The 21,185-nt window shown below is 69.7% G+C and carries 20 protein-coding genes; 4 read left to right on the top strand and 16 right to left on the bottom strand.

The features are described 5' to 3' along the window. Positions 1-256: 256 nt before the first annotated feature. On the bottom strand, positions 257-700 hold the full coding sequence (locus JOB34_RS06335; protein ID WP_208051902.1) for an Lrp/AsnC family transcriptional regulator: 444 nt from the start codon (positions 698-700) through the stop codon (positions 257-259). A gap of 28 nt (positions 701-728) precedes the next feature. Here JOB34_RS06335 and JOB34_RS06330 point away from each other — a divergent pair, with 28 nt between their 5' ends. After that, positions 729-1,661 (top strand): 5'-3' exonuclease, encoded by a 933-nt coding sequence (locus JOB34_RS06330; protein WP_208051901.1) that lies wholly within the window; start codon positions 729-731, stop codon positions 1,659-1,661. A gap of 73 nt (positions 1,662-1,734) precedes the next feature. On the opposite strand, the gene JOB34_RS06325 is transcribed toward JOB34_RS06330, so the two are convergent. The 6 genes from JOB34_RS06325 to JOB34_RS06300 all read right to left on the bottom strand — a co-directional run bounded on the left by JOB34_RS06325 (position 1,735) and on the right by JOB34_RS06300 (position 8,421). Next, positions 1,735-2,277 carry a PH domain-containing protein gene (locus JOB34_RS06325; RefSeq protein WP_208051900.1) on the bottom strand — a complete coding sequence of 181 codons (543 nt, stop codon included), beginning with the start codon at positions 2,275-2,277 and terminating at the stop codon, positions 1,735-1,737. Between the two features lie 93 nt (positions 2,278-2,370). After that, positions 2,371-5,163 carry a DEAD/DEAH box helicase gene (locus JOB34_RS06320; RefSeq protein WP_208051899.1) on the bottom strand — a complete coding sequence of 931 codons (2,793 nt, stop codon included), beginning with the start codon at positions 5,161-5,163 and terminating at the stop codon, positions 2,371-2,373. A gap of 27 nt (positions 5,164-5,190) precedes the next feature. Further along, positions 5,191-6,012: a twin-arginine translocase subunit TatC gene (tatC, locus tag JOB34_RS06315; RefSeq protein WP_233762054.1), complete on the bottom strand. Its 822-nt coding sequence runs from the start codon at positions 6,010-6,012 to the stop codon at positions 5,191-5,193. Between the two features lie 30 nt (positions 6,013-6,042). Beyond that, positions 6,043-6,372, bottom strand: coding sequence for a Sec-independent protein translocase subunit TatA (tatA, locus tag JOB34_RS06310; RefSeq protein WP_208051898.1), 330 nt, complete (start codon positions 6,370-6,372; stop codon positions 6,043-6,045). Positions 6,373-6,472: 100 nt separating this feature from the next. Then, positions 6,473-7,441, bottom strand: coding sequence for a WYL domain-containing protein (locus JOB34_RS06305; RefSeq protein WP_208051897.1), 969 nt, complete (start codon positions 7,439-7,441; stop codon positions 6,473-6,475). Continuing rightward, positions 7,441-8,421: a WYL domain-containing protein gene (locus tag JOB34_RS06300; RefSeq protein WP_208051896.1), complete on the bottom strand. Its 981-nt coding sequence runs from the start codon at positions 8,419-8,421 to the stop codon at positions 7,441-7,443. Before JOB34_RS06300 ends, JOB34_RS06305 begins: the two co-directional genes overlap by 1 nt. 180 nt (positions 8,422-8,601) lie before the next feature. On the opposite strand from JOB34_RS06300, the gene JOB34_RS06295 reads away from it, so the two are divergent. After that, entirely contained in the window at positions 8,602-8,847 is a 246-nt protein-coding gene (locus JOB34_RS06295; RefSeq protein ID WP_208051895.1) for a hypothetical protein, read from the top strand. A gap of 99 nt (positions 8,848-8,946) precedes the next feature. Here JOB34_RS06295 and JOB34_RS06290 read toward each other — a convergent pair whose 3' ends face one another. The 5 genes from JOB34_RS06290 to JOB34_RS06270 form a co-directional block, all read right to left on the bottom strand. Then, the gene (locus JOB34_RS06290; RefSeq protein WP_179480681.1) at positions 8,947-9,366 is read right to left on the bottom strand and encodes an FKBP-type peptidyl-prolyl cis-trans isomerase; all 420 of its coding nucleotides are present in this window, start codon (positions 9,364-9,366) and stop codon (positions 8,947-8,949) included. 44 nt (positions 9,367-9,410) lie between these two features. Next, positions 9,411-10,391: an FKBP-type peptidyl-prolyl cis-trans isomerase gene (locus tag JOB34_RS06285; protein ID WP_347813750.1), complete on the bottom strand. Its 981-nt coding sequence runs from the start codon at positions 10,389-10,391 to the stop codon at positions 9,411-9,413. Positions 10,392-10,465: 74 nt separating this feature from the next. After that, positions 10,466-11,827 carry a Pup--protein ligase gene (gene pafA, locus JOB34_RS06280; RefSeq protein ID WP_208051894.1) on the bottom strand — a complete coding sequence of 454 codons (1,362 nt, stop codon included), beginning with the start codon at positions 11,825-11,827 and terminating at the stop codon, positions 10,466-10,468. Between the two features lie 43 nt (positions 11,828-11,870). Further along, positions 11,871-13,748: an ABC transporter ATP-binding protein gene (locus tag JOB34_RS06275; protein WP_208051893.1), complete on the bottom strand. Its 1,878-nt coding sequence runs from the start codon at positions 13,746-13,748 to the stop codon at positions 11,871-11,873. Continuing rightward, positions 13,745-15,559: an ABC transporter ATP-binding protein gene (locus tag JOB34_RS06270; protein WP_208051892.1), complete on the bottom strand. Its 1,815-nt coding sequence runs from the start codon at positions 15,557-15,559 to the stop codon at positions 13,745-13,747. The genes JOB34_RS06275 and JOB34_RS06270 overlap by 4 nt, the downstream gene beginning before the upstream one ends. Before the next feature lie 225 nt (positions 15,560-15,784). On the opposite strand from JOB34_RS06270, the gene JOB34_RS06265 reads away from it, so the two are divergent. Next, entirely contained in the window at positions 15,785-16,567 is a 783-nt protein-coding gene (locus JOB34_RS06265; protein ID WP_208051891.1) for a DNA alkylation repair protein, read from the top strand. Here the strand turns inward: JOB34_RS06265 and prcA are convergent. The 4 genes from prcA to dop all read right to left on the bottom strand — a co-directional run bounded on the left by prcA (position 16,538) and on the right by dop (position 19,971). Next, positions 16,538-17,305: a proteasome subunit alpha gene (prcA, locus tag JOB34_RS06260; protein ID WP_208051890.1), complete on the bottom strand. Its 768-nt coding sequence runs from the start codon at positions 17,303-17,305 to the stop codon at positions 16,538-16,540. The two genes, JOB34_RS06265 and prcA, sit on opposite strands and share 30 nt — an antisense overlap. Further along, a complete protein-coding gene (gene prcB / locus JOB34_RS06255) occupies positions 17,302-18,129 on the bottom strand; it encodes a proteasome subunit beta (protein ID WP_343048469.1) in 828 nt (275 codons plus the stop codon). The genes prcA and prcB overlap by 4 nt, the downstream gene beginning before the upstream one ends. After that, on the bottom strand, positions 18,126-18,329 hold the full coding sequence (locus JOB34_RS06250) for a ubiquitin-like protein Pup (protein WP_208051889.1): 204 nt from the start codon (positions 18,327-18,329) through the stop codon (positions 18,126-18,128). The genes prcB and JOB34_RS06250 overlap by 4 nt, the downstream gene beginning before the upstream one ends. 115 nt (positions 18,330-18,444) lie before the next feature. After that, complete coding sequence (dop, locus tag JOB34_RS06245; protein WP_208051888.1) at positions 18,445-19,971, bottom strand: depupylase/deamidase Dop; 1,527 nt, start codon at positions 19,969-19,971, stop codon at positions 18,445-18,447. Positions 19,972-20,064: 93 nt separating this feature from the next. On the opposite strand from dop, the gene JOB34_RS06240 reads away from it, so the two are divergent. Continuing rightward, on the top strand, positions 20,065-21,018 hold the full coding sequence (locus JOB34_RS06240) for an alpha/beta hydrolase (protein WP_208051887.1): 954 nt from the start codon (positions 20,065-20,067) through the stop codon (positions 21,016-21,018). The last annotated feature ends 167 nt before the right edge of the window (positions 21,019-21,185 follow it).

Genomic DNA, 21,185 nt, shown 5'->3' with positions numbered 1-21,185 from the left:
GGACCAGTACGCGCCGGGGCGCATGTTTTCTACTGAGAGTGCGGGTCCATCCAGCCTGCGGCCGCCGTAACGGCCCCGCGGCGCGAAGAGAAATTTACCGGTCGCCAAGTAGATGTCAACAGCGGTCTGACCTGCGAAGACGCGCGTCGTCGCAGGTCAACGCGCCGCCTGGACGGACGTCAAGAATTCACCAATATCGAGATTTACGGCGTGTCGCGGCCGACACGCCGTAGCGGCGTCGTATGAGAACTCGTCGTCAGTCGGCTGGGGGAAGCCTGTCCTCCCACGGTGTGCTGAGCACGACCGTGGTGTGGGTGGTGACCGACGCCGCCGCCCGGATCCGGGCCAGCAACTCCTCCAGCTGCAGCGGACCAGCGACCCGCGCCTGCAGGACGTAGCTCTCCACGCCTGCGACCGAGTAGCAGGAGTCCAGCTCGGTCAGGTCCCGCAGGCGGTCCGGCACGTCGTCGGGCGCCGCCGGATCGACCGGTGTCACCGAGATCAACGCCGTGAGCGGATTGCCCGCCGCGTCGTGGTCGATCAATGCGCGGTAGCCGCGGATCACCCCGCGCTCCTCCAGCCGGCGTACCCGCTGGTGTGCCGCCGAGGTCGAGAGCCCGAGGGCCCGGCCCAGGTCGGTGAAGCTCATCCGACCGTCCGCCGCCAGCATGCCGACGATCCGACGATCGAGTTCCTCCATGGGGGCACTGTAAGGGACGATGCCGTGCATGACCCGACGCCTCATGCTGCTGGACTCCGCCAGTCTCTACTTCCGTGCGTTCTACGGAGTGCCGGACCGGCGAGACAGTCCGGATATGTTGCCTACCAATGCGATCCGGGGATTCCTGGACATGATCGCGACGCTGGTCAACGACCACGAGCCCTCCGATCTGGTCGCGTGCTGGGACAACGACTGGCGACCGGCGTTCCGGGTCGACGCCATCCCCTCCTATAAGGCCCATCGGGTGACCGAGGGGTCGGAGGTGCTCGAGGAGTCCCCGGAGGACCTCACCCCTCAGGTGCCCTACATCGTGTCGCTGCTGGCCGCGCTCGGGATCACGCGCCTGGGCGCCGACGGTTACGAGGCCGACGACGTGATCGGCACTCTGGTGCACACCCACCTCGGCGTCTGCCCCGTCGACGTGGTGACCGGTGACCGGGACCTCTTCCAGCTCGTCGACGACGAGGCGTCGGTGCGGGTGCTCTACACCGCACGCGGCGGGGTGCGCGAGCCGGACGTGATCGACCAGTCGGCGCTGCAGGCCAAGTACGCCGTGGCGACCGGGCGGGCGTACGCCGAGATGGCCACGCTGCGCGGCGACACCAGCGACGGGCTGCCCGGGGTGGCCGGCATCGGTGAGAAGACGGCCGCCACGCTGCTCGCGCGGTACGGCGACCTCGCGGGTCTGCGCGCCGCGATCGACGGCGGTGACCCGACCCTCAAGGGCGCGCAGCGGGCCAAGCTGGAAGCGGCCTCGGACTACCTCGACGTGGCCCCGGCCGTGGTCGACGTGGCACTGGACGTGCCGGTGCCGACCGATCTGGTGACGGCGTTGCCGCGGAAGGTCGCGGACCCGGAGGCGCTGCAGCGCATCGTCGACGAGATCGACATCACCACCCCGTTGCGGCGGGTCCTCGCTGCGCTGAACCTGCGGGGCTGAGGCGTCCCGAGCGGGCGTCCGGACTCTTCCCACGTCGGGGGCCGCAGCGCTTCGGACACTCGGGTGTGAAGCGTCAGTAGGCGCGGCGGCGGTCTCCGCGCGGGTCGCCCGGCGGGAAGGTGCCCTCGTCGTCGGTGCCGTTGTCGTGTTGGAAGAGCAGCTCGTTGAGCCGCACCTGGACGTCCTCCACATGGGGCACGTCGTGCAGTTGCAGACCGGCCTGGTCCGAGGCGTCCGAGACGATGAGGGTGCCGCAGCCGAGGATGCGGTCCAGCGGGCCCTTGTCGTAGGCGACGTCCGAGATGCGGTAGAGCGGGATGTCGCGGCCCGACTTGCTCACGATCCCGGTCCGCGTGATCAGCCGGCGGTTGGTGATGACGTAGAACGTCGCCCGCCACCGCCACACCGGCGCCAGCACGAAGACGATCACGATCAGCAGCCAGAGGACCCCGATGGCGAGGCGACCCCACTGGTTGTCCCAGTACACCGCGCCCGCGAGAGCCGCCACGGTCGCGACGACCAGGATGATCAGCGGAAGGACGATGGCCTTGATGTGGGTGTGCAACTCGAGTTCGACGCGCTCACCCTGGGTCAGGTGCTTCGGCGAGAAGGACATGGCCGCATCCTGCCACGACCCGACCCCACTCCCCCGGCTGTCAGCTCATTTGCGGCGCCGACGCCAGGACGGCGCTGACAAAGGGGCGGCGGGTCAGTCCAGCCGGTCGGCCGCCACCACTCCGCGCAGTACCGCGTCGATGCCGGCACGCGTCGTACGCCGCATCTGCGGGTCCGAGCTCGCGTCGTGGATCTGGTCCATCAGGTCCACGAGCTGCTTGCAGCGCCGCACGAAGTCGCCGGCCGACAGTTCGGAGTCGCGCAGCACCAGCTCCAGGCGCCCGCCGCTGGCCCACCGGTGCATCATCCAGGCGATTCCGGAGTCCGGCTCGCCGGTCGGTGCCAGCCGCTTGCCGAGCTGGCGGTCGTGCAACTCGCCCCAGAGCCGGTTCATGTGCTCGAGGGCCTCGGCGACCTGGTCGTTGGGCACCTTCACCGAGCCGCCCTCCCCCTCCCGGCGGGCCTGGTGGATCAGCGAGCTCACCACCGCGACGAGCGACGGCGGGTCGAGCCTGCGCCAGACGTCCTGACGCAGGCACTCCGCGACCAGCAGATCCTTCTCGGCGTAGATGCGCTGCAGCACCCGGCCCTCGTCGGTCACCTTCTCGCCGTCCGGGGTCAGGTAGCCCAGCTCGGCGAGCAGGTCGCAGATGCGGTCGAAGGTGGCGGCGACGGTCTGGGTGCGCCCGGACACCTTGCGCTGCAGGCCGTCGGTCTCCCGGCGCAGTCGCCACCACCGCTCGGCCCAGCGGGCGTGCTCCTCACGGTGCTCGCACCGGTCGCAGGGGTGATCGTGCAACCGGCGGCGCAGGCGCTCCACGTCGGCCTGGGTCTGCTCGTCGGGCTCCGGGGCGTTCGCCTTCGCGGCGCGCTCGGCCATCCCCTCGGGCACCTTGGCGCGCAGCGTGGCCGCCAGGTCACGACGGGCCTTGGGGTTACGGGAGTGGAAGCCCTTGGGGATCGGGAGCGTGGTGAACGCCGCGATCGGCCCGTCGAGGTCGCTGTCCTCCAGACGGCGCACCTGAGCGTCCTGGGTCAGGATCATCGGCTCGGCGCTGCCGCGGCGGCCGCCGACGTTCGCCTGGATCACGATGGCCAGGCCCTGGCGGCGGCCCGACGGCACCTGCACCACGTCGCCGGGCTTGAGCGCCTCCAGCGACACCGCGGTCTCCGCTCGGCGACTGGCGGCGCGGCGGCGTACGGCGGCCTTCTGCAGGTCCGACAGTTCCCGGCGCACCGCGGCGTACTGCGCGAAGTCGCCCAGGTGACAGCGCATCGCCTCGGTGTAACCCTCCAGGGCCTCCTCGTTGCGGCGCACGGCCGTCCCGACGCCGACCACGGACTTGTCGGCCTGGAACTGGGCGAACGACTGCAGCAGCAGCTCTCGCGCCGCGGGACGGCCGACCTGGTCCACCAGGTTGACCGCCATGTTCGAGGTGGGCACGAAGCTGGACCGCAGGGGGTAGGTGCGGGTCGAGGCCAGGCCGCCCACCTCGTGCGGGTCCAGGCCGCGGTTGTAGAGCACGACGGCATGCCCCTCGTAGTCGATGCCCCGGCGGCCCGCTCGGCCGGTGAGCTGGGTGTACTCCCCCGGCGTGATGTCCGCGTGCGTCTCGCCGTTGTACTTCACCAGTCGCTCCAGGACGACGGTGCGCGCGGGCATGTTGATACCGAGCGCGAGCGTCTCGGTCGCGAAGACGGCCTTGATCCGGCCCTCGGTGAACAGCTCCTCGACGATCTCGCGGAACGTCGGCAGCATCCCGGCGTGGTGCGCGGCGAACCCGCGACCCAGGCCCTCCACGAATTCCCAGTAGCCGAGGACGCCCAGATCCTCCTCGGGCAGGTAGGAGACGCGCTCCTGCACCAGTTGCCGGATCCTCTCGCCCTCGGCGGCCGGGATGAGCCGGGTGCCCCAGGAGAGCAGTTGCGTGACCGCCGCGTCGCAGCCGGCGCGGCTGAAGATGAAGGTGATGGCGGGAAGCAGCCCGGCGCGGTCGAGTGCGTCGATGACCTCAGCCCTGCTGGGTCCGCGGCTGGGCCGGCCCGAGCGCACGGGCCCGTCGTGGGCGCGGCCGCGACGCTGGTTGCCCCGCCGACCCTTCGGTCCCCCGGCGTCCTCTCGGCGTCCGTGCCGGTCGGTCTTCGCGTCGAACTGTGAGATGCGTTGCAGCAGCTCAGGATTGAGTCGCAGACGGTCACTGTTCTCTTCGTCGACGAAGAGGTCCAGGATGCTCGGACCGACCATCATGTGCTGCCAGAGCGGCACCGGGCGGGTCTCCTCGACGATCAGCTCGGTGTCGCCGCGGACCGTGCCGAGCCACTCCCCGAACTCCTCGGCGTTGCTGACCGTCGCCGACAGCGACACGAGCTGCACGTCGTCCGGCAGCTGGATGATGACCTCCTCCCATACGGCACCGCGGAAGCGGTCGGCGAGGTAGTGCACCTCGTCCATCACGACGTAGCCGAGCCCGCGCAGGGTGTCCGACCCGGCGTAGATCATGTTGCGCAGCACCTCGGTGGTCATCACGACCACCGGCGCCTCGCCGTTGATGGAGGAGTCGCCGGTCAGCAGCCCGACCTTGTCGGCGCCGTGCCGGGCGACCAGGTCGGCGTACTTCTGGTTCGACAGCGCCTTGATAGGCGTCGTGTAGAAGGTCTTGGTGCCGGTCTGCAGCGCCAGGTACGCCGCGAACTCACCGACCAGCGTCTTGCCCGACCCGGTCGGCGCGGCGACGAGCACGCTGCGGCGGCCCTCCTGGACGGCGACCAGGGCCCGGCGCTGGAAGTCGTCGAACGGGAAGTCGTACCCGTCGGCGAACCGTCGCAGGTGCGAACCGTCGATCCGGCGCGGGGCGCGCGAGGGCTGCGAAGTTGCCGAGCTGGACATGTCTCGAAGGCTAGCCCTGCCGGTGGATCAGAGCGTGGAGGCCTCGTCGTCGGGCACGTCGAGCCACTCCCGCGGCTCGGCCTGTTTGCGGCGCCGGTCGAAGAACGCCGAGACGGCGACGGCCGCGAAGTACAGGCCGACCATCGGGAAGGCCAGAGCGAGCATCGACCACGCGTCCGGACTGGGGCTCATCACGGCGGCGAAGACGAAGATCAGCATCGTCGCGATCCGCCAGCCCTTGAGCATCACCCGGGCCGGTAGCACCCGGATCCCGTTGAGGCCCACCAGGAAGACCGGGAGCAGGAAGGCCAGCCCGAACGCCAGGACGAACTTGGTGATGAACGCGATGTAGGTCTGCGCGTCGATGAAGTTCGTGCCCTGCTTGGGCGTCTGGCCGACGAGGAAGACCACGGCGTTGGGAATGGTGCGGGTCGCGACCCAGCAGCCGATCAGGAAGAGCGGCACGGCCGAGAGGATGAACGCCGCGCCGACCCGCTTCTCCTTGCGGGTCAGGCCGGGTGCCAGGAAGGCCCAGATCTCCCACAGCCACACGGGGCTGGCGAGGATGAAACCGAGCCAGAGCGACACCTTCAACTTGATGCTGAAGGCGTCACCGACGCCGCGGCCGAAGTTGGTGCTCACTCGGGAGGCGGGCACGTGGCGATCGCGGGCCGCGTCCAGCAGCGGATCGATCATCCACTGGTAGACGGTGTGGAACTTCAGCCAACCGACCACCGCACCGATGGCGACCGCGACGGCCGCGATGAGCGCACGCCGACGGAACTCCCGGAAGTGCTCCCCCAGGGACATCCGACCTTCCGGATTGTCCTTACGGCCCAGTACGGCCATGAAGTCTCAGATGCCCCGCTGCGCGACGTGTCAGGCGGTGGTGTTGTGGTCTGCCGGGTGCTGCGCTGGGGTCTCCGGCACCGTCGGCGTCGTGCCGGCGGCCGGAGCCTGCGGAGTGGCAGCAGGCGCGGGGGGCGGGGCGGCAGCAGGTGTGGCGGGCGGCGTGGTGGCCTGGCCCTTGACCGTCTGGCCGGCGGCCTCGGACTTCTTGTCGTTCTTCATCTCGTCCATCTCCGAGCGCAGGATGCGTGCGGAGCGGCCGAAGCTGCGGGCCATGTCGGGCATCTTCTTCCACCCGAAGAGCAGGAGGATGACGACAGCGAGGACCACGATGTGCCAGCCGTCGAACAAGTTACGCATCAGGAGGATCCTTCACGTCGAGGGTGGTGCAGCAGTCTCCACTGTACGCGACCCGCCTGGACACTCCTCGGAGATGCCGGTGGTCTGTCTCGGCGGAGGATCAGCTCTCCTCGTACGCCGCGAGCGCCTCGTCCGCCCCAGCGCGGACCTCCTCGCGCAGCGAGTGCGGTTCGATGACCCAGGCCCCACCGGCGAGTCGCCAGACCAGGTTGCGCACCCATGTGCTGTCGGCGGTGCGCAGCGTGACCGTCAGGGTGCCGTCGGCGGCCTGGGTGCGGTCCTGCACCGGGTAGTACTCCGCCACCCACGCAGCTCGCGGCGCGAGTCCCAGGGTCACCGTCAGATCGTCCGGTGCCGGGGTGAAGATGTCGGCGTCCAGGTCGCGGGCCCTGGCCTGCGCGGGCGGTGTGCCGTCCACGTCCAGCGGGGTGATCGTCTCGATCCGGTCGAGCCGGAAGAGCCGCACATCCTGTGCGCGGTGGCACCACCCTTCGAGATACCAGTGGCTGTCGATGTTGAACACCCGCATCGGATCGACGTCCCGCTCGGTGGCCTCGTCGCGAGCGGCGACCAGATAGCGCAGGTGCAGCCGACGATTCCCGCGCAGCGCCTCACGCGCCAGGGCGAGCGTTTCGTCGGCCACCGACCCCGCCAGCGTCACCTGCACCCGGCGGGTCGCCTGGGCGCTCTCGCCGGTCGCCTCGGTGAGCTTGGCGAGAGCCCGGTCGACGGCCTCCCGCTCCCCCAGGCCCGGCACGGCCGCCAGGGCCCGCAGGCCGACGATCAGGGCGGTCGCCTCGTCGATGCCCAGCCGCAGGGGTCGGGCGATGGTGTCGGCGTTGCGCAGATAGACCCGGCCCTCCTCCCACTCGGCCTCGATCAGGTCGTCGGGCAGGTGGCCCGGCGTCCCGCAGACGAAGAGCAGGCTGAGGTCGGACTCGATCTGCGCGCGGGGCACGCCGAGCTCGGCGGCGGCCTCGTCGATGTCGATCCCCTGACGGTGCACCAGCCACGGAACCATCGTGAGCAACCGCGACAGGCGAGCGGTCGCGCTCTCGGGAGTGGCCATCAGCGTGCCTCCTGGGCGTGGCGGGCGGCCCGCAGCCGGCGTACGACGGCCTGCGTCAGCTCGGGCGGATGGATGACCCGCACGGCCGGGCCGAACCCGGAGATCTGCTCGGCGAAGACCTCGGTGTCGGTGAAGTCGACGTCGAGCTGCGACCAGTGGTCGTCGATGTCGCCGACGGTGCGTGCCCGACGGCGCAGCGTGTTGCCCGCACCGACCAGCACCCGCAGCACAGCAGGCTGCGGCTCGCGCTCGACCTCGACGCCCTCGATCATCCGCAGCGGGTCGTGGTCGTCCGGCACCTGGTAGGCGCCGGGGCGTCCCGTGGCTTTCACGGCGCCGTCGATGCGACCGAGCCGGAAGACCCGTGGAGCCCCGCGGTCGGTGTCGAATCCCGTGAGGTACCAACGGCCGTGCCAGTTGGTGACCGCCCAGGGCTGCAGGTGACGAGTGCTGACGGCCCCATCGGATTTGCGGTAGTCGAAGCTGATCGGCCGGCAGGCGAGGACGGCATCCTTGACCGGGGTGAACGCGGCCTCCGTCGTGCGCACGCGAGGCTCCAGGCCGAGTATCGAGGCGGCGTCACGCTCGACGTCGGCCGCCTGCAGCTTGCGCATCGCGGTCGAGGCGGCCCCGGCGAGGCTCGCCTGCTGCCACGTGCGGCTCGCCAGACCGAGCACGGCCAGCTCGTCCGCCTCGAAGACGATGTCGGGCAGCGCGTACTCCCGACGGTCGATCCGGTAGCCGGGTTCGTCGTCGAAGTAGGCGTCCAGCGGCTCGGTGCGCAACGGGATGCCCAGGTCGCGCAGCTCGTCCTTGTCGCGCTCGAACATCCGGTCGAAGGCCTCGGTCGACGCGGTCTCCCCGTACTGCGGGACGGCGTCGCGGATCCGCGCCTTCGACAGCGGCTGACGCGTGTAGAGGAGGCAGATCACCAGGTTGAGCAGCCGCTCGGTCTTGGCGGCCGGGGAGGTGGTGCTCATGTGCGGCAACGCTATCCCACCCGCACCCCAGGTGCGCACGTATGTTCGCCCCGCGGCGCGGCCGAAACTCGGCTCGACGGTGTCACAGCTGGGTCCGAGAGTCACGGGCCGACCTGTGTCCTTCGGACGTATCTGCGCCAAGGTCACCGCTCAGCGTGTCGCGTCTGTCACGCTGAGGTCATGCCCGGAGTCTTTCCCGCGCCCGACGAGCCGACCCCGCAGTGGTCGCCCGGCACTCCGGTGTGGCGTGCGAACGAGCTGCCGCCGGACGCCCGCCGGATGGGCCTGTCGCCCTGGGTGGCACCCGAGCTGCAGCTGGCGAGCAATCTGCGCGCGGACAACAGGTTCCACCGCGTCCTCGCCTGGATCGGGCTGGTGGTCTCGGTGGCCGTGGTCCTCGCGCCGCTCGTCGCGATCCTCCTGTGACCACCACTTCCTGCCTGAGTGCAACGAAGAACCGTCGAGCGGCATCCGTGAAGGGATGCCGCTCGACGGTGTCGTACGCCGCTCAGGCGCGCAGGTCGGTCAGCCGATACCGAACGCCGCACCCGCACCGGGTCGGTTGGTGCTGACCAGGTCGACCACGAAGATCAGGGTCTCCCCCGGCTTGATGGCGTCGCCGGCGCCACGCTCGCCGTAACCCATCTGCGGCGGGATGGTCAGCTTGCGGCGACCGCCCGCGCGCATGCCGACGATGCCCTCGTCCCAGCCGCTGATGACCTGACCCACGCCGACCTGGAACCGCAGGGGTTCGCCGCGGTCCCATGAGGAGTCGAACTCCTCGCCGGTCGACCAGGCGACGCCGACGTAGTGCGCTTCGATGGTGTCGCCGGAGTTGGCCTCGTTGCCGTCACCCTCGGTGATGTCCTCGATGACCAGGTCGGTCGGCGGGGTGTCACCCGGGAAGTCGACCTCGGGCTTGGTGGTGGTGGAGTCGAACGGCATGGTGGCCTCTCTGGCGTTTCGGTGACGGCGGGGCGCGACGGGCGTCAGTTGCCGCCGGACTGCTGTTGCTGCTGCGGGGGCTGCGGGACGATCGCCAGGATGTCGACGACGAACGCGATGGTGTCGGTGCCCTTGATGCCCGCCTGGGCTTGTCCGGCGCTGCCGTAGCCCTCCGCCGGCGGGATCGAGATGAGGACGCGGCTGCCGACCGTCTGACCGGTGAGGCCCTTGACGAAACCGGCGATCGCTCCCGTCGAGAGCTGGAAGGTCGCGGGCTGGCCGGTCTTGGCGCTGGCGTCGAAGACCTTCTTGGTGCGCAGGTTGACGCCGGTGTAGCTGACCGTCACGAAGTCGCCGGTGGCGGTCTTGATGCCTGTGCCCTTGATGAGGGGCTGAATGAGAAGCGTCTTCGGCGCGGTGGCCGGGACGGTGATCGTGGCCTGCTTATTCGTGCCCGCCGGCACCGACACCTTGAAGCCGTCCTGCGGGGTGGCCTGGGTGCCGGTCGGCTGGGTGAGCGCGTCCGCCGCGCCGTCGATCTTGATGTAGAAGACCAACGTGTCGGTGGCGGAGACGCCGAGCGTGCTGTTTCCGGCCGATCCGAAGCCCTGCGACGCCGGGATCGCGACCTTCTGCGTCGTGCCGACCTTCTTGCCGACGAGCGACTTCACCAGGCCCGGGAGCTGGGTGGTGTCCGCCAACGGGATCGGCACGAAGCGCTGCCCGAAGGTGCTGACCAGCTGCTTGTTCTTCGTGGCGTTGTAGGCCACGTAGTCGACGTACGCGATCTGCTTGGCGCCGATGGTCGGGCCGGTCCCCTGCGTCAGCACCTGGGTCGCGGTCTGGCTGCCCGCCTTGAATCCCCCCTTGGGGATGGTGACCGTCGGTTTGTCGGCGTTCGACGTGTTGACCGTGAGGTCGCTGAGCGACGTCGCCGTCTTGGGTTTGGAGTCGCTGCCGCATCCTGTGAGCAGGACGAGCGGAACGGCGGTGATGCTGAGCAGGCGGACGGCAGTGCGGCGCACGGAGCAAACCTCATGGGTCGGGTGGTGGGAGACACGTCACCCTAACCCGGTGTTCTGTGCCCGCTCGCCAGCGGTCACATGCCGTCGATCAGCCGCTCCACGCGAGGGTCCTGTGCGGAGAACGGGTCCTTGACCAGCACCGTGCGCTGCGCCTGGTCGTTGAGCTTGAGGTGCACCCAGTCGACCGTGAAGTCACGACGGTGCGCCTGGGCGGACCGGATGAAGTCGCCGCGCAGCTTGGCGCGGGTGGTCTGCGGGGGGAAGGTCTTGGCCGCGAAGACCTCCGGGTCGGTGCACACTCGGGCGGCCTTCCCGCGGCGTTGCAGCAGGTAGAAGAGCCCGCGGCGGCGGTTGATGTCGTGATAGGTGAGGTCGATCTGCTGCAGCCGCGGGTCGTCCAGCCCCAGACCGTGCTTCGCTGCGACCTGGTCGAGCAGGCGGTGCTTCATGACCCAGTCGATCTCGGTGTCGACCATGCCCAGGTCATCGGTGTCGATGGCGGTCAGCGTGCGCTGCCACAGGTCGAGCACCTGCTTGGTGACCGGGTCGCTGATGCCCTCCTTCTCGGCGAACGCCCTCGCACGCTCGAAGTACTCGCTCTGGATCTGCAGCGCCGACATCTCCTTGCCGTTGGAAAGGCGCACCGGCGTACGACCGGTGATGTCGTGGCTGATCTCCCGGATCGCGCGGATCGGGTTCTCCAGGCTCAGGTCGCGCATCGGCGCGCCGGCCTCGATCATCTGCAGCACGAGGTGCGCCGAGCCGAGCTTGAGCAGCGTGGTGGTCTCGCTCATGTTGCTGTCGCCGACGATGACGTGCAGTCGGCGGTAGCGCTCGGCGTCCGCGTGCGGCTCGTCGCGGGTGTTGATGATGGGCCGCGAGCGGGTCGTCGCGCTGCTCACGCCCTCCCAGATGTGGTCCGCTCGCTGGCTGACGCAGTACGTCGGCTTGTGCCCGAGCATCGAGATCTTGCCGGCCCCGCAGACGATCTGACGGCTCACGAGGAACGGGATGAGCACGTCGGAGACGGCCTGGAACTCCCCCTGCCGGCCGATCAGGAAGTTCTCGTGGCAGCCGTAGGAGTTGCCGGCGGAGTCGGTGTTGTTCTTGAAGACGTAGATCTGACCCTCGACGCCCTCCTCGGCGAGGCGCAGCTGCGCCTCCTCGACCAGGCCCTCCAGGATCCGCTCGCCGGCCTTGTCGTGGATGACGGCCTCGCGGATGTCATCGCACTCGGGGGTGGCGTACTCCGGGTGGCTGCCGACGTCGAGATAGAGCCGGGAACCGTTGCCCAGGAACACATTCGAGGAGCGGCCCCACGAGACGACCTTGCGGAAGAGATAGCGCGCGACCTCGTCCGGGGAGAGTCGACGCTGCCCTGCGGAGGTGCAGGTGACGCCGTACTCGTTCTCGATACCGAAGATGCGACGCTCCATGACCTGACTTTAGTCTCGCGACCCGGGAGTTGCCCGGGCGGCGTCAGGCCAGCGAGCGTGTCCAGGCGTCGTGCAACGCGGCGTAGCGCCCCGCATCGGCGATGAGCTCCGCCGGGCTGCCGTCCTCCACGATCCTGCCGTGCTCCATCACCAGCACCCGGTCGGCGACCGCGACCGTGGACAGCCGGTGCGCGATGATCACCGCCGTCCGGTCGGCGAGCACGGTCTCCAGCGCGCGCTGGACCAGCCGCTCGCTGGGGATGTCGAGAGAGGACGTGGCCTCGTCGAGGATGAGGACGGCAGGGTCGGCGAGGAACGCGCGCGCGAATGCCACGAGCTGCCGCTGGCCCGCCGACAGTCGCCCGCCGCGCTTGCCGACGTCGGTGTCGTACCCGTCCGGCAGGGTGTCGATGAACCGATCCAGGCTGACCGCACGGGCCGCCGCGAGCACCTGCTCGTCGCTCGCGTCGGGCGCGCCGAACCGGATGTTGTCCGCGACGCTCCCCTCGAACATGAAGTTCTCCTGGGTGACCATCACCACCTGCCGGCGCAGCTGCTCCTGCGTCACGTCGCGCAGGTCGACGCCGTCGAGGCGCACGCTGCCCGAGCTCGCGTCGTAGAAGCGGGCCATCAGCTTGGCCACGGTGGTCTTGCCCGCGCCGGTGGTGCCCACCACCGCCACGGTCTGCCCGGCGGGGATGTGCAGGTCCAGGTCGGCGATCACCGGGTGCCCCGGCACGTACGCGAAGTCGACGTGGTCGAAGTCGACCGTGCCGAGCGCCGAATCCAACGGCTTCGGGACGGCCGGGTCGGCGATCTTGGGCTCTTCGGCCAGCACGCCGGCCAGCTTCTCCAGGGCGGAGGAGGCGGACTGGAAGGTGTTGAAGAACTGGGTGATGTCCTGCATCGGCTCGAAGAACATCCGCAGGTAGAGCAGGAACGCCGCGAGGACGCCGATCGTCATCGACCCCTCGAGCACCCGCCAGCCCCCGTAGATCAGGACGACACCGGTGGTGATGTTGCCGATCAGCTTCACGCCGGGCATGAAGATCGCGACGAGTTTGAAGGTGCGCTCGTTGATCCTGCGGTAGCGATCGGCGAGTGTCTCGAAGATCTGCTGGTTGCGCGGTTCGCGGCGGTAGGCCTGCACGGCCTTGATGCCCGTCATGGTCTCGACGAACTGCACGATCACCAGCGCTGCGCTCTCGCGCACCTCGCGGTAGGTCTTGGAGGACTCCCGGCGGAACCACGCGGACAGCAGGACCAGGAAGGGGAAGCTCACCAGGCAGACAAGGCCCAGCTTGATGTCGAGCAGCAGCAGCGCGATCGCTGTGCCGACGAGGGTGAGTCCCGCGGTGATGAGGCTGTCGAAACCGTTCTCCAGCATCTCCTGGATGGCCTCGACGTCGTTGGTCGAGCGGCTCACCACGCGACCGGAGGTGTAGCGGTCGTGGAAGGAGACGTCGAGGCGCTGGAAGTGCCGGAACACGCGGCGACGCAGTTCCAGAAGCACCTGTTGGCCGATGATCCCCGATCGGCGCAGGAAGAACGTGCGAGTGACCGCCTGCACGATCACGGCCACGCAGAGGATCCCCACGACCACCATCAGGGTGTGCGAACCCTGGTGGGCCACGATCGGCGGGATGCCGTGGTCGATGCCGCGCTGCACCAGGAACGGCACGGCCAGTCGGGAGAGGTTCTCCAGCACCACCACGAGCGTGAGCAGCGCGATGGCCCGACGGTAGGGGTGCAGCAGGTTGCGGAGCAGGGCGCGTGCCTCGACGCGGTACGTCGTGCCGTCGTCGACGGCCTCCTGCTCGGGGTCCGCGATCCGGCCGCGCCACTGCTCGGGGGCGAGAGCCTCGTCCCCCGTGGGGTCGCCCTCGGGTGCCTCGGCGCGCGCCGTCACCTCCGTGCTCATCGCGCACCCCCCGCGGGTACGGCGGTCTCGTCCTCCGCGGCGAGCAGGTAGCGGTACTCCGGCACCGTCCGCAGGAGCTCGCGGTGCGTGCCGACGTGGGTGATCCGCCCGTCCTGCAGCAAGGCGACCCGGTCGGCGAGCATCACCGTGGACGCACGGTGGGCCACGACGATCGCGGTCACTCCCACCAGCACGTCCCGCAGCGCATCCTCCACGAGTGCCTCGGTGTGCACGTCGAGCGCGGACAGGGTGTCGTCCAGCACGATGATCCGAGGCCGGGCCAGCACCGCACGGGCCAGGGCCAGTCGTTGGCGCTGGCCACCGGACAGGCTCATTCCCTGCTCGCCGATGCGAGTGTCCAGACCGTAGGGCAGGTCGTCGACGAAGTCGGCGCGCACCACCTGCAGCGCCTCGCGGATCTCCTCCTCGGTGGCATCGGAACGGCCGAGGGTGAGGTTCTCGCGCACCGACATCGAGAAGAGCGTCGGGTCCTCGAACGCCGTGGCGACGACCGAGCGCAGCTCCTCCAGGCGCAGGTCGCGCACGTCCTCCCCGTCGATGCACACCTGCCCCTCGCTCACGTCGTACAGCCGCGAGATCAGGCCGGTCAGCACGGTCTTGCCGGAGCCGGTCGTGCCGACCACCGCCAGCGTCTGACCCGCGGGGACCGTCAGGTCGAGGTGGCGCAACGCCCACTTCTCACCGTCCGGGAAGCGGTAGCCGACGTCGCGCAGCTCCAACTCACCGCCGCGGACCGGCACGAGTCCGGCACCGTCGAGGGTCTCCCGCGGAGCGTCGAAGACCTCGACGATCCGATCGGCAGCCGTCATGGACTCCTGCGTCATCGACAGGAAGAAACCCATCGACGCGATCGGCCAGACGATGGACAGCATCATCGTGATGAAGGCGACCAGCGTGCCGAGCGTGATCCGGCCCTGGCCGGCCGCGGTGGCGCCGAGCCCCAGCACGAGGATCAGGGTGACGTTGGGGATGACCTCCAGGATGGTCCAGAAGGTGGCCTGCAGGGAGACCTTGCCGACCTGGATGTCGTAAAGCTCCTTGACCTGCGTGTCGAACCGGTTGTAGACGTAGTCCTCGCGGCCGAAGGACTTGATCGCCCGCAGCCCGAGCGCGGACTCCTCCACGTGCGTGGCGACACGGCCGGACTGGTCCTGCGCCTTGCGGGACAGGGCGGTGAACTTGCGCTCGTTGCGCAGCACGGTCACGCAGATCGGCACCACCGAGACCACCACGACCAGGCCCAGCGGCCAGTACATCGCGAGCAGGATCAGTGTGGTGACCACGATCTGGATCGTGTTGAGAAGCAGGAACAGGGCGCCGAACGACAGGAAGCGGCGCACCGTGCCCAGGTCGTTCATGATCCGCGACAGCAGCTGCCCCGACTGCCACTTGCTGTGGAAGGACATCGGCAGCAACTGCATCCGGGCATAGAGGTCCTTGCGGATGTCGGCCTCGACGCCCATCGTCGCGCGCGCCACGAGCCACCGGCGCACGATCCACAGGAGCACCTCGGACATCCCGATGGCCAGGGCGGCCGTCCCCCACCACCACAGGCCGGTGCGATCGTGATGGCGCACCGGGCCGTCGATCACCACCTTGGTCATCAGCGGGATGACGATCGTCGCCACCGTGCTCAGCACCGCGACGAACACCATGGCCAGCCAGCGGGTGCGGTAGGGCCGCAGGTAGGGCAGCAACCGGCGCATCGCGGCGTAACGCGAAGCCTTGGCGGGTGGTGGGCCGAGGGGAGGGCGGCGCCCTAGCGCGTCCCTCCGGTCGTCCGAGGTCATCCACTCCCCCTGTCCCGCCGGTGCGACCCGCTCCGGCCGCACCAGTCTATTGCCGATCTATGTGTCAGTTCGCGCATCCGCCGCCGTCCATGCCTGATGACCGGTCGGGCGCCCGACATCGACTCTGTCATCGGCCACCGACAGCCGCCACCGGGTTTCGCCCGTCCGCGGGTTCGGGCCGCCGCGAATCACCATCCGAGCGCGGCACGATGCGAGACTGAGCGGATGCCGAACGGTCACGCCCTCACCGACGCCCGCTCCGCGATGCGGGCTCTCGGCGAGGTCGCCGACCCCGGCGACGTGCCCGCTCTGCAGCGCTATTTCAAGACCGGACCTGGTGAGTACGGCGAGGGCGACGTCTTCATCGGCGTGCGCATGCCGGCGGTGCGCGAGGTCGCCCGTCAGGCCAGTGGCATGGGACTGGTGCAGCTCGACGTACTGCTCGACTCCCCCGTGCACGAACACCGCCAGCTCGCGGTCATCGTCCTGGGCCGGGCGTTCGCAACGGCGTCGACCGCTCGCGGGTACGACGAGCGGGCGCGCGCCGCGTACGTCGCGTTCTACCTGGCCGCCGTCCGTCGCGGCCGGATCGACAACTGGGACCTGGTGGACGCCTCGGCCGAGTTCATCCTCGGGGAGTACCTCGTGGACCGGGACCGCCGGCTGCTGCTGGACCTCGCCGGATCACCGGTGCTGTGGGAGCGGCGGGTCGCGGTGCTGGCGTCCTTTGCCTTCATCAAGCACGGCGATGCCAGCACGACACTGCAACTGGCCGAACAGCTGCTCGGCGACCCCGAGCCGCTGCTGCAGAAGGCTGTCGGATGGATGTTGCGCGAGGTCGGCAAGCGGGTCGACGTGGAGCTGCTGCGCACGTTCCTGGACGGGAATGCCGCTCGGATGCCCCGCACCATGCTGACCTACGCGGTCGAGCACCTCGAGCCGAGCGAACGCACTCACTACCGCTCGTTGCGGTCGACCTCAGCCCTCACCGGTCAGCGTCTCGTGTGAACCGACCCCTGGATCGTCGGTCTGCGGGACGTCGTGGGTGGGGTCGTCGGGGCTGAGCAGCGCGTCGAGCAACGGCCCGGCCAGCCGCCGGAACGCGCGTCGTTCCCGATGCCGGTCCAGGACCGCGACCTCCAGCTGCGCGGCTCCGAGCTCACGGGAGACGCCCTGCGGATCGGGTGCCAGAGCCTCCACCGCCAGTCGCAGCGCCTGCCCCAGATCGAGCCCGCTGTGCCAGCGGTCCTGCAGCAGCTCGGTGATCGCGTCGGCCGCGCCGCCCATCGCCACGAACCCGTGCTCGTCGCCGACGGACCCGTCATAGGTGAGCCGGTAGATCTGGTCCTCGTCGGTCGACGCGCCGACCTGGGCGACGACGATCTCGACCTCGTACGGCTTGGACTCCTGGGTGAAGACGGTGCCGAGGGTCTGTGCGTACGCGTTGGCCAGGCCCCGCGCCGTGACGTCCATCCGGTCGTAGGAGTAGCCCCGGAAGTCGGCGTACCGGACGCCGGCCACCCGCAGGTTCTCGAACTCGTTGTACTTCCCGACCGCGGCGAACGCGATCCGGTCGTAGATCTCCGAGACCTTGTGCAGGGCGCGACTGGTGTTCTCACCGACGAAGGCGATGCCCCCGTCGTAGCCGAGCACGATGACCGAACGGCCGCGGGCGATGCCCTTGCGCGCGAAGTCGGCCCGGTCCTTCATCAGCTGCTCGGGCGAGACGTAGAACGGCATGCTCATCGCGGATCGGCCTCCTCGCGGCGCTGCGCCACCACGGCGGTCACCACCTGCTCGAGTTGTTCGGCGCTGACGAAACGCGACCCTTCGGCGTCCAGCAGCGCGACGGTGGGCCAGATCCTGCGGCCGAGGTCCGGACCGCCGGTCGCGGAGTCGTCGTCGGCGGCGTCGTAGAGCGCCTCGACCGCGACCCGAACGGCGTCCTCACGGGTGAGGCCGGCGCGCCACAGCTTCTTCAGGGCGCCACGGGCGAAGAGCGAGCCCGAGCCGACACTGTGGTGGTCGGCCTCCTCGTAACAGCCGCCGGTCACGTCGTAGGAGAAGATCCGGCCACGATCGGTGGCCAGGTCGTAACCCGCGAAGAGCGGCACAGCCGATAGTCCCTGCATCGCCATGCCGAGGTTGCCGCGGATCATGCTGGCGAGGCGGTTCGCCTTGCCCTCCAGCGACAGGAGCGTGCCCTCGATCTTCTCGTAGTGCTCCAACTCGACCTGGAAGAGTCGCACCAACTCGATGGCGATACCGGCCGCGCCGGCGATGCCGGCCGCGGAGTACTCGTCGGTGGTGAACACCTTCTGCATCGTGTGGTTGGCGATCAGGTTGCCCATCGTGGCCCGGCGGTCACCGGCGAGCAGCACGCCGCCGGAGTACTGGATCGCCAGGATCGTGGTGCCGTGCGGTGCATCGACCGGCGCGCCGCCGGGCACGGCTCGCATGCCCGGGATGAGGTGCGGGGCGTGGGCGCCGATGAATTCGGTGAAGGACGCCGATCCGGTCTGCAGGAACGCCGCCGGGAGACGGCCGTTCGACGCCTCGGGTGAGGTCACTGGCCGCCCTTCTGGACGAAGCCCCGGACGAATTCCTCGGCATTGCTCTCCAGCACGCCGTCGATCTCGGCCAGCATGCTGTCGGTGTCCTCGTCCAGCTCCTGCTTGCCGGCCTGCGCTGCGGGGGCGGCGGGCTCGGGGGCGTCACCGTCGGGATCGGCGTCTCGACGCTGGGGACTCTTGTGCTCCTGGCCGGCCATGGTCGCTCGCTTTCGCTGAGGAAGTCTCTTCGTCCACCCTAATGCGCGCATCCGTCACGTCCGCAGGGCGCGCCCGAGTCGGGTCCGGCCCCGTCAGGGCGACAGCGGCGACGGGTCAGTCGGCGACGGCCAGCGCGCGGAGCAGCTCATCGGCGCTCTGGGCACGCTCCATCAGCTCCCCCACATGCGCCTTGGTGCCGCGCTCGGGTTCGAGCATCGGCACCCGCTGCAGGCTGGGGCGCCCCGGGACGTCGAAGATGACCGAGTCCCACGACGCGGCCGCCACCTGGTCGGGGAACCGGGCCAGGCACTGGCCCCGGAAGTAGGCGCGCGTGTCCTCCGGCGGTGCGGTGACCGCCCGGCGTACCTCGTCCTCGTCGACCAGCGTGTCGAACCGCCCGGCGGCCGCCATCCGGTGGAACAGCCCCTTGTCCAGACGCACGTCGGACCACTGGATGTCGATGGCGCGCAGTCGCGGGTCGGACCAGTCGAGGTTGTCCCTGGCCCGGAATCCTTCGAGCGCAGTGAGTTTCGCGACCCAGTCGACCTGGCGCGCGCAACTCCTCGGGTCGCGTTCGAGGCCGGTGAGAACCTGCTCCCACAGCGCCATGACCTGCACGGTGTCCTCGTCCCAGTCACCGGGACCGTCGCCGTACGTCTTGGTCAGCCAGGTGTCGGCCATCTCCTGGTAGCTGCGCAGCAGCTCCAGGCTCGTCATGCTGGTGCCGTCGGCCAGTTTCACCCGGGTGCGCAGCGTCGGGTCGTGGGATATCTCGCGCAGTGTCGTCACGGGCTGATCCAGCGTCAGGTCACGGGTCACCGCGCCCGCCTCGATCAGGGCGAGCACGAGACTGGTACTGCCCAGCTTCAATACGTTCGCGACGTCGCAGTGGTTGGCGTCGCCCAGGATCACGTGCAGTCGCCGGTAGCGGTCGGTGACGGCGTGCGGCTCGTCGCGGGTGTTGATGATCGGCCGTTTGAGCGTGGTCTCCAGCCCGACCTCGACCTCGAAGAAGTCGGCGCGCTGGGACAACTGGAAACCGGGGCGAGTGGACTCCGCACCGATCCCGACCCGGCCCGAACCGCTCATCACCTGGCGCACCACGAAGAACGGGATGAGGTGCTTGACGATGTCGGCGAAGGGCGTGGACCGGCGCATGAGATAGTTCTCGTGGGTGCCGTAGGAGGCGCCCTTGCCGTCGGTGTTGTTCTTGTAGAGGTTCACGCCGGGTGCGCCGGGGGGCGACAGCAGCCGCGACGCCTCCCGCATGACCAGCTCGCCGGCCCGGTCCCAGACCACGGCGGCGCGGGGGCTCGTCACCTCCGGCGAGGAGTACTCGGGGTGTGCGTGATCGACGTACAGGCGGGCGCCGTTGGTGAGGACGACGTTCGCGAGCGTGGGGTCGGCCTCGTCGGTGAGTTGGGAGGGGTCGGCGGCCGCCCGCGACAGGTCGTAACCGCGGGCGTCGCGCAGCGGTGCCTCGTCCTCGTAGTCCCAGCCGGCACGGGTGGAGCGGATGCCCTGGCGGGTCGCGTACGCGGTGACGACGGCTCCGGACAGGTTCATCGGGTTCGCCGTCGGGTCGCCCGGGACGGAGATGCCGTACTCGGTCTCGATGCCCATCACGCGGCGCGCAGTCATCCCCCGACAGTAACCAGCGATCCCCGGACGGCAGACTGGCGCCATGGACGAGCGATCTGCACTGGTGGCCGGTGGCGCGCGACTGAAGTCGCTATGGACGGCATCGGCGGGTATGCCGTTGCGCACCAGGGTGATCAGCACGGGCCTGGCGATGAGTCAGGGCAAGCCGCTCAGCGAGCTCAGCGCCGGGGAGTTGCAGAAGCGACGCGCGCTGTCGCCGCCACCGCGAGGCCCGGTGTCCTGGGTGGTCGGCCGGGTGACACCGGCGCCGTCATCGAGACCGTGCAGGTGCCGGTCCGCGACGGTCGCACCGTGTCGACCCGGGTGCTGCGGCCGGCGTCCGGACCGTCGGACACGGTGCTCATCTGGTACCACGGCGGAGGCTGGGCGCTCGGGCGTCCGAAGGACTTCGATCCGCTGCTGAGTTTCCTGGTCGAGCAGACCGGCTGCGTTGTCCTCGCGCCCGATTACCGGCTGGCGCCGGAGGACAAGGCCCCAGCGGGCGTCCACGACTGCCTCGACGTCCTCGACTGGGCCGCGACGGGCGCCGGGAGCATCACCAGCCCGGCGCCGCGGATTGCGGTCGGCGGCGACAGTGCCGGCGGCAACCTCGCCGCTCTCGCAGCGCTGCACGCCAGGGACCGGGGGCTGCAGCTGTCCGGTCAGGTGCTCGTCTACCCGGCCACCGACCTGGCGACCGACCGGCCCTACCGGAACGCGCCGATCCTGTCGGGTGAGGACATGGACGCGTTCGAGGCCTTCTACCTCACCGGCTCCGGCCTGACCGGGACCGACCCGGTCGTCTCCCCGGCCCACGCCGAGAGCCACGCCGATCTCGCTCCGGCGCTGGTGCAGACCGCCGAGCTGGACCCCCTGCACCCCGAGGGCGAGCGGTACGCGCAGACGCTCGAGTCCGCCGGCGTCCCGACCCGCTACACCTGCTACCGCGGCGTGCCCCACGGCTTCCTGAACATGCCCGGCGGCACCCATGTCGGATACCAGGCCTGGTGGGAGATCAGCGACACGCTGCGTCGCTGGTGGGCCTGAGCCCGCTCGCGCCCCCTCTTCTTGAAGCCGGGTGAGCACCGCGTGACAGCCACGCTCCCCCGCTAACGCTGAGCCGCGCCCTCACTCGGTCTGACGACGCTCGAGGGCGCTCTCCTGCGCTCCGGCGTCCGTGCACACGTCCCTGTGGTCGCGCACGCCGACTTTTC

It is taken from the genome of Allobranchiibius sp. GilTou38 (assembly GCF_017565325.1).
GTDB classification, from domain to species: domain Bacteria; phylum Actinomycetota; class Actinomycetes; order Actinomycetales; family Dermatophilaceae; genus Allobranchiibius; species Allobranchiibius huperziae.
This window is presented reverse-complemented; position numbering and strand designations above follow the sequence as displayed.

What these genes read in the sequence shown, in the direction of transcription:
- JOB34_RS06290 (WP_179480681.1), bottom strand. Translation starts at nt 9,366, where the DNA reads ATGCCGTTCGACTCCACCACCACCAAGCCCGAGGTCGACTTCCCGGGT.
- JOB34_RS06295 (WP_208051895.1), top strand. Translation starts at nt 8,602, where the DNA reads ATGCCCGGAGTCTTTCCCGCGCCCGACGAGCCGACCCCGCAGTGGTCG.
- JOB34_RS06270 (WP_208051892.1), bottom strand. Translation starts at nt 15,559, where the DNA reads ATGACCTCGGACGACCGGAGGGACGCGCTAGGGCGCCGCCCTCCCCTC.
- JOB34_RS06330 (WP_208051901.1), top strand. Translation starts at nt 729, where the DNA reads ATGACCCGACGCCTCATGCTGCTGGACTCCGCCAGTCTCTACTTCCGT.
- dop (WP_208051888.1), bottom strand. Translation starts at nt 19,971, where the DNA reads ATGACTGCGCGCCGCGTGATGGGCATCGAGACCGAGTACGGCATCTCC.
- JOB34_RS06325 (WP_208051900.1), bottom strand. Translation starts at nt 2,277, where the DNA reads ATGTCCTTCTCGCCGAAGCACCTGACCCAGGGTGAGCGCGTCGAACTC.
- JOB34_RS06335 (WP_208051902.1), bottom strand. Translation starts at nt 700, where the DNA reads ATGGAGGAACTCGATCGTCGGATCGTCGGCATGCTGGCGGCGGACGGT.
- JOB34_RS06250 (WP_208051889.1), bottom strand. Translation starts at nt 18,329, where the DNA reads ATGGCCGGCCAGGAGCACAAGAGTCCCCAGCGTCGAGACGCCGATCCC.
- JOB34_RS06300 (WP_208051896.1), bottom strand. Translation starts at nt 8,421, where the DNA reads ATGAGCACCACCTCCCCGGCCGCCAAGACCGAGCGGCTGCTCAACCTG.
- tatA (WP_208051898.1), bottom strand. Translation starts at nt 6,372, where the DNA reads ATGCGTAACTTGTTCGACGGCTGGCACATCGTGGTCCTCGCTGTCGTC.
- JOB34_RS06275 (WP_208051893.1), bottom strand. Translation starts at nt 13,748, where the DNA reads ATGAGCACGGAGGTGACGGCGCGCGCCGAGGCACCCGAGGGCGACCCC.
- JOB34_RS06320 (WP_208051899.1), bottom strand. Translation starts at nt 5,163, where the DNA reads ATGTCCAGCTCGGCAACTTCGCAGCCCTCGCGCGCCCCGCGCCGGATC.
- pafA (WP_208051894.1), bottom strand. Translation starts at nt 11,827, where the DNA reads ATGGAGCGTCGCATCTTCGGTATCGAGAACGAGTACGGCGTCACCTGC.
- prcA (WP_208051890.1), bottom strand. Translation starts at nt 17,305, where the DNA reads ATGAGCATGCCGTTCTACGTCTCGCCCGAGCAGCTGATGAAGGACCGG.
- tatC (WP_233762054.1), bottom strand. Translation starts at nt 6,012, where the DNA reads ATGGCCGTACTGGGCCGTAAGGACAATCCGGAAGGTCGGATGTCCCTG.
- JOB34_RS06305 (WP_208051897.1), bottom strand. Translation starts at nt 7,441, where the DNA reads ATGGCCACTCCCGAGAGCGCGACCGCTCGCCTGTCGCGGTTGCTCACG.
- JOB34_RS06240 (WP_208051887.1), top strand. Translation starts at nt 20,065, where the DNA reads ATGGACGGCATCGGCGGGTATGCCGTTGCGCACCAGGGTGATCAGCAC.
- JOB34_RS06265 (WP_208051891.1), top strand. Translation starts at nt 15,785, where the DNA reads ATGCCGAACGGTCACGCCCTCACCGACGCCCGCTCCGCGATGCGGGCT.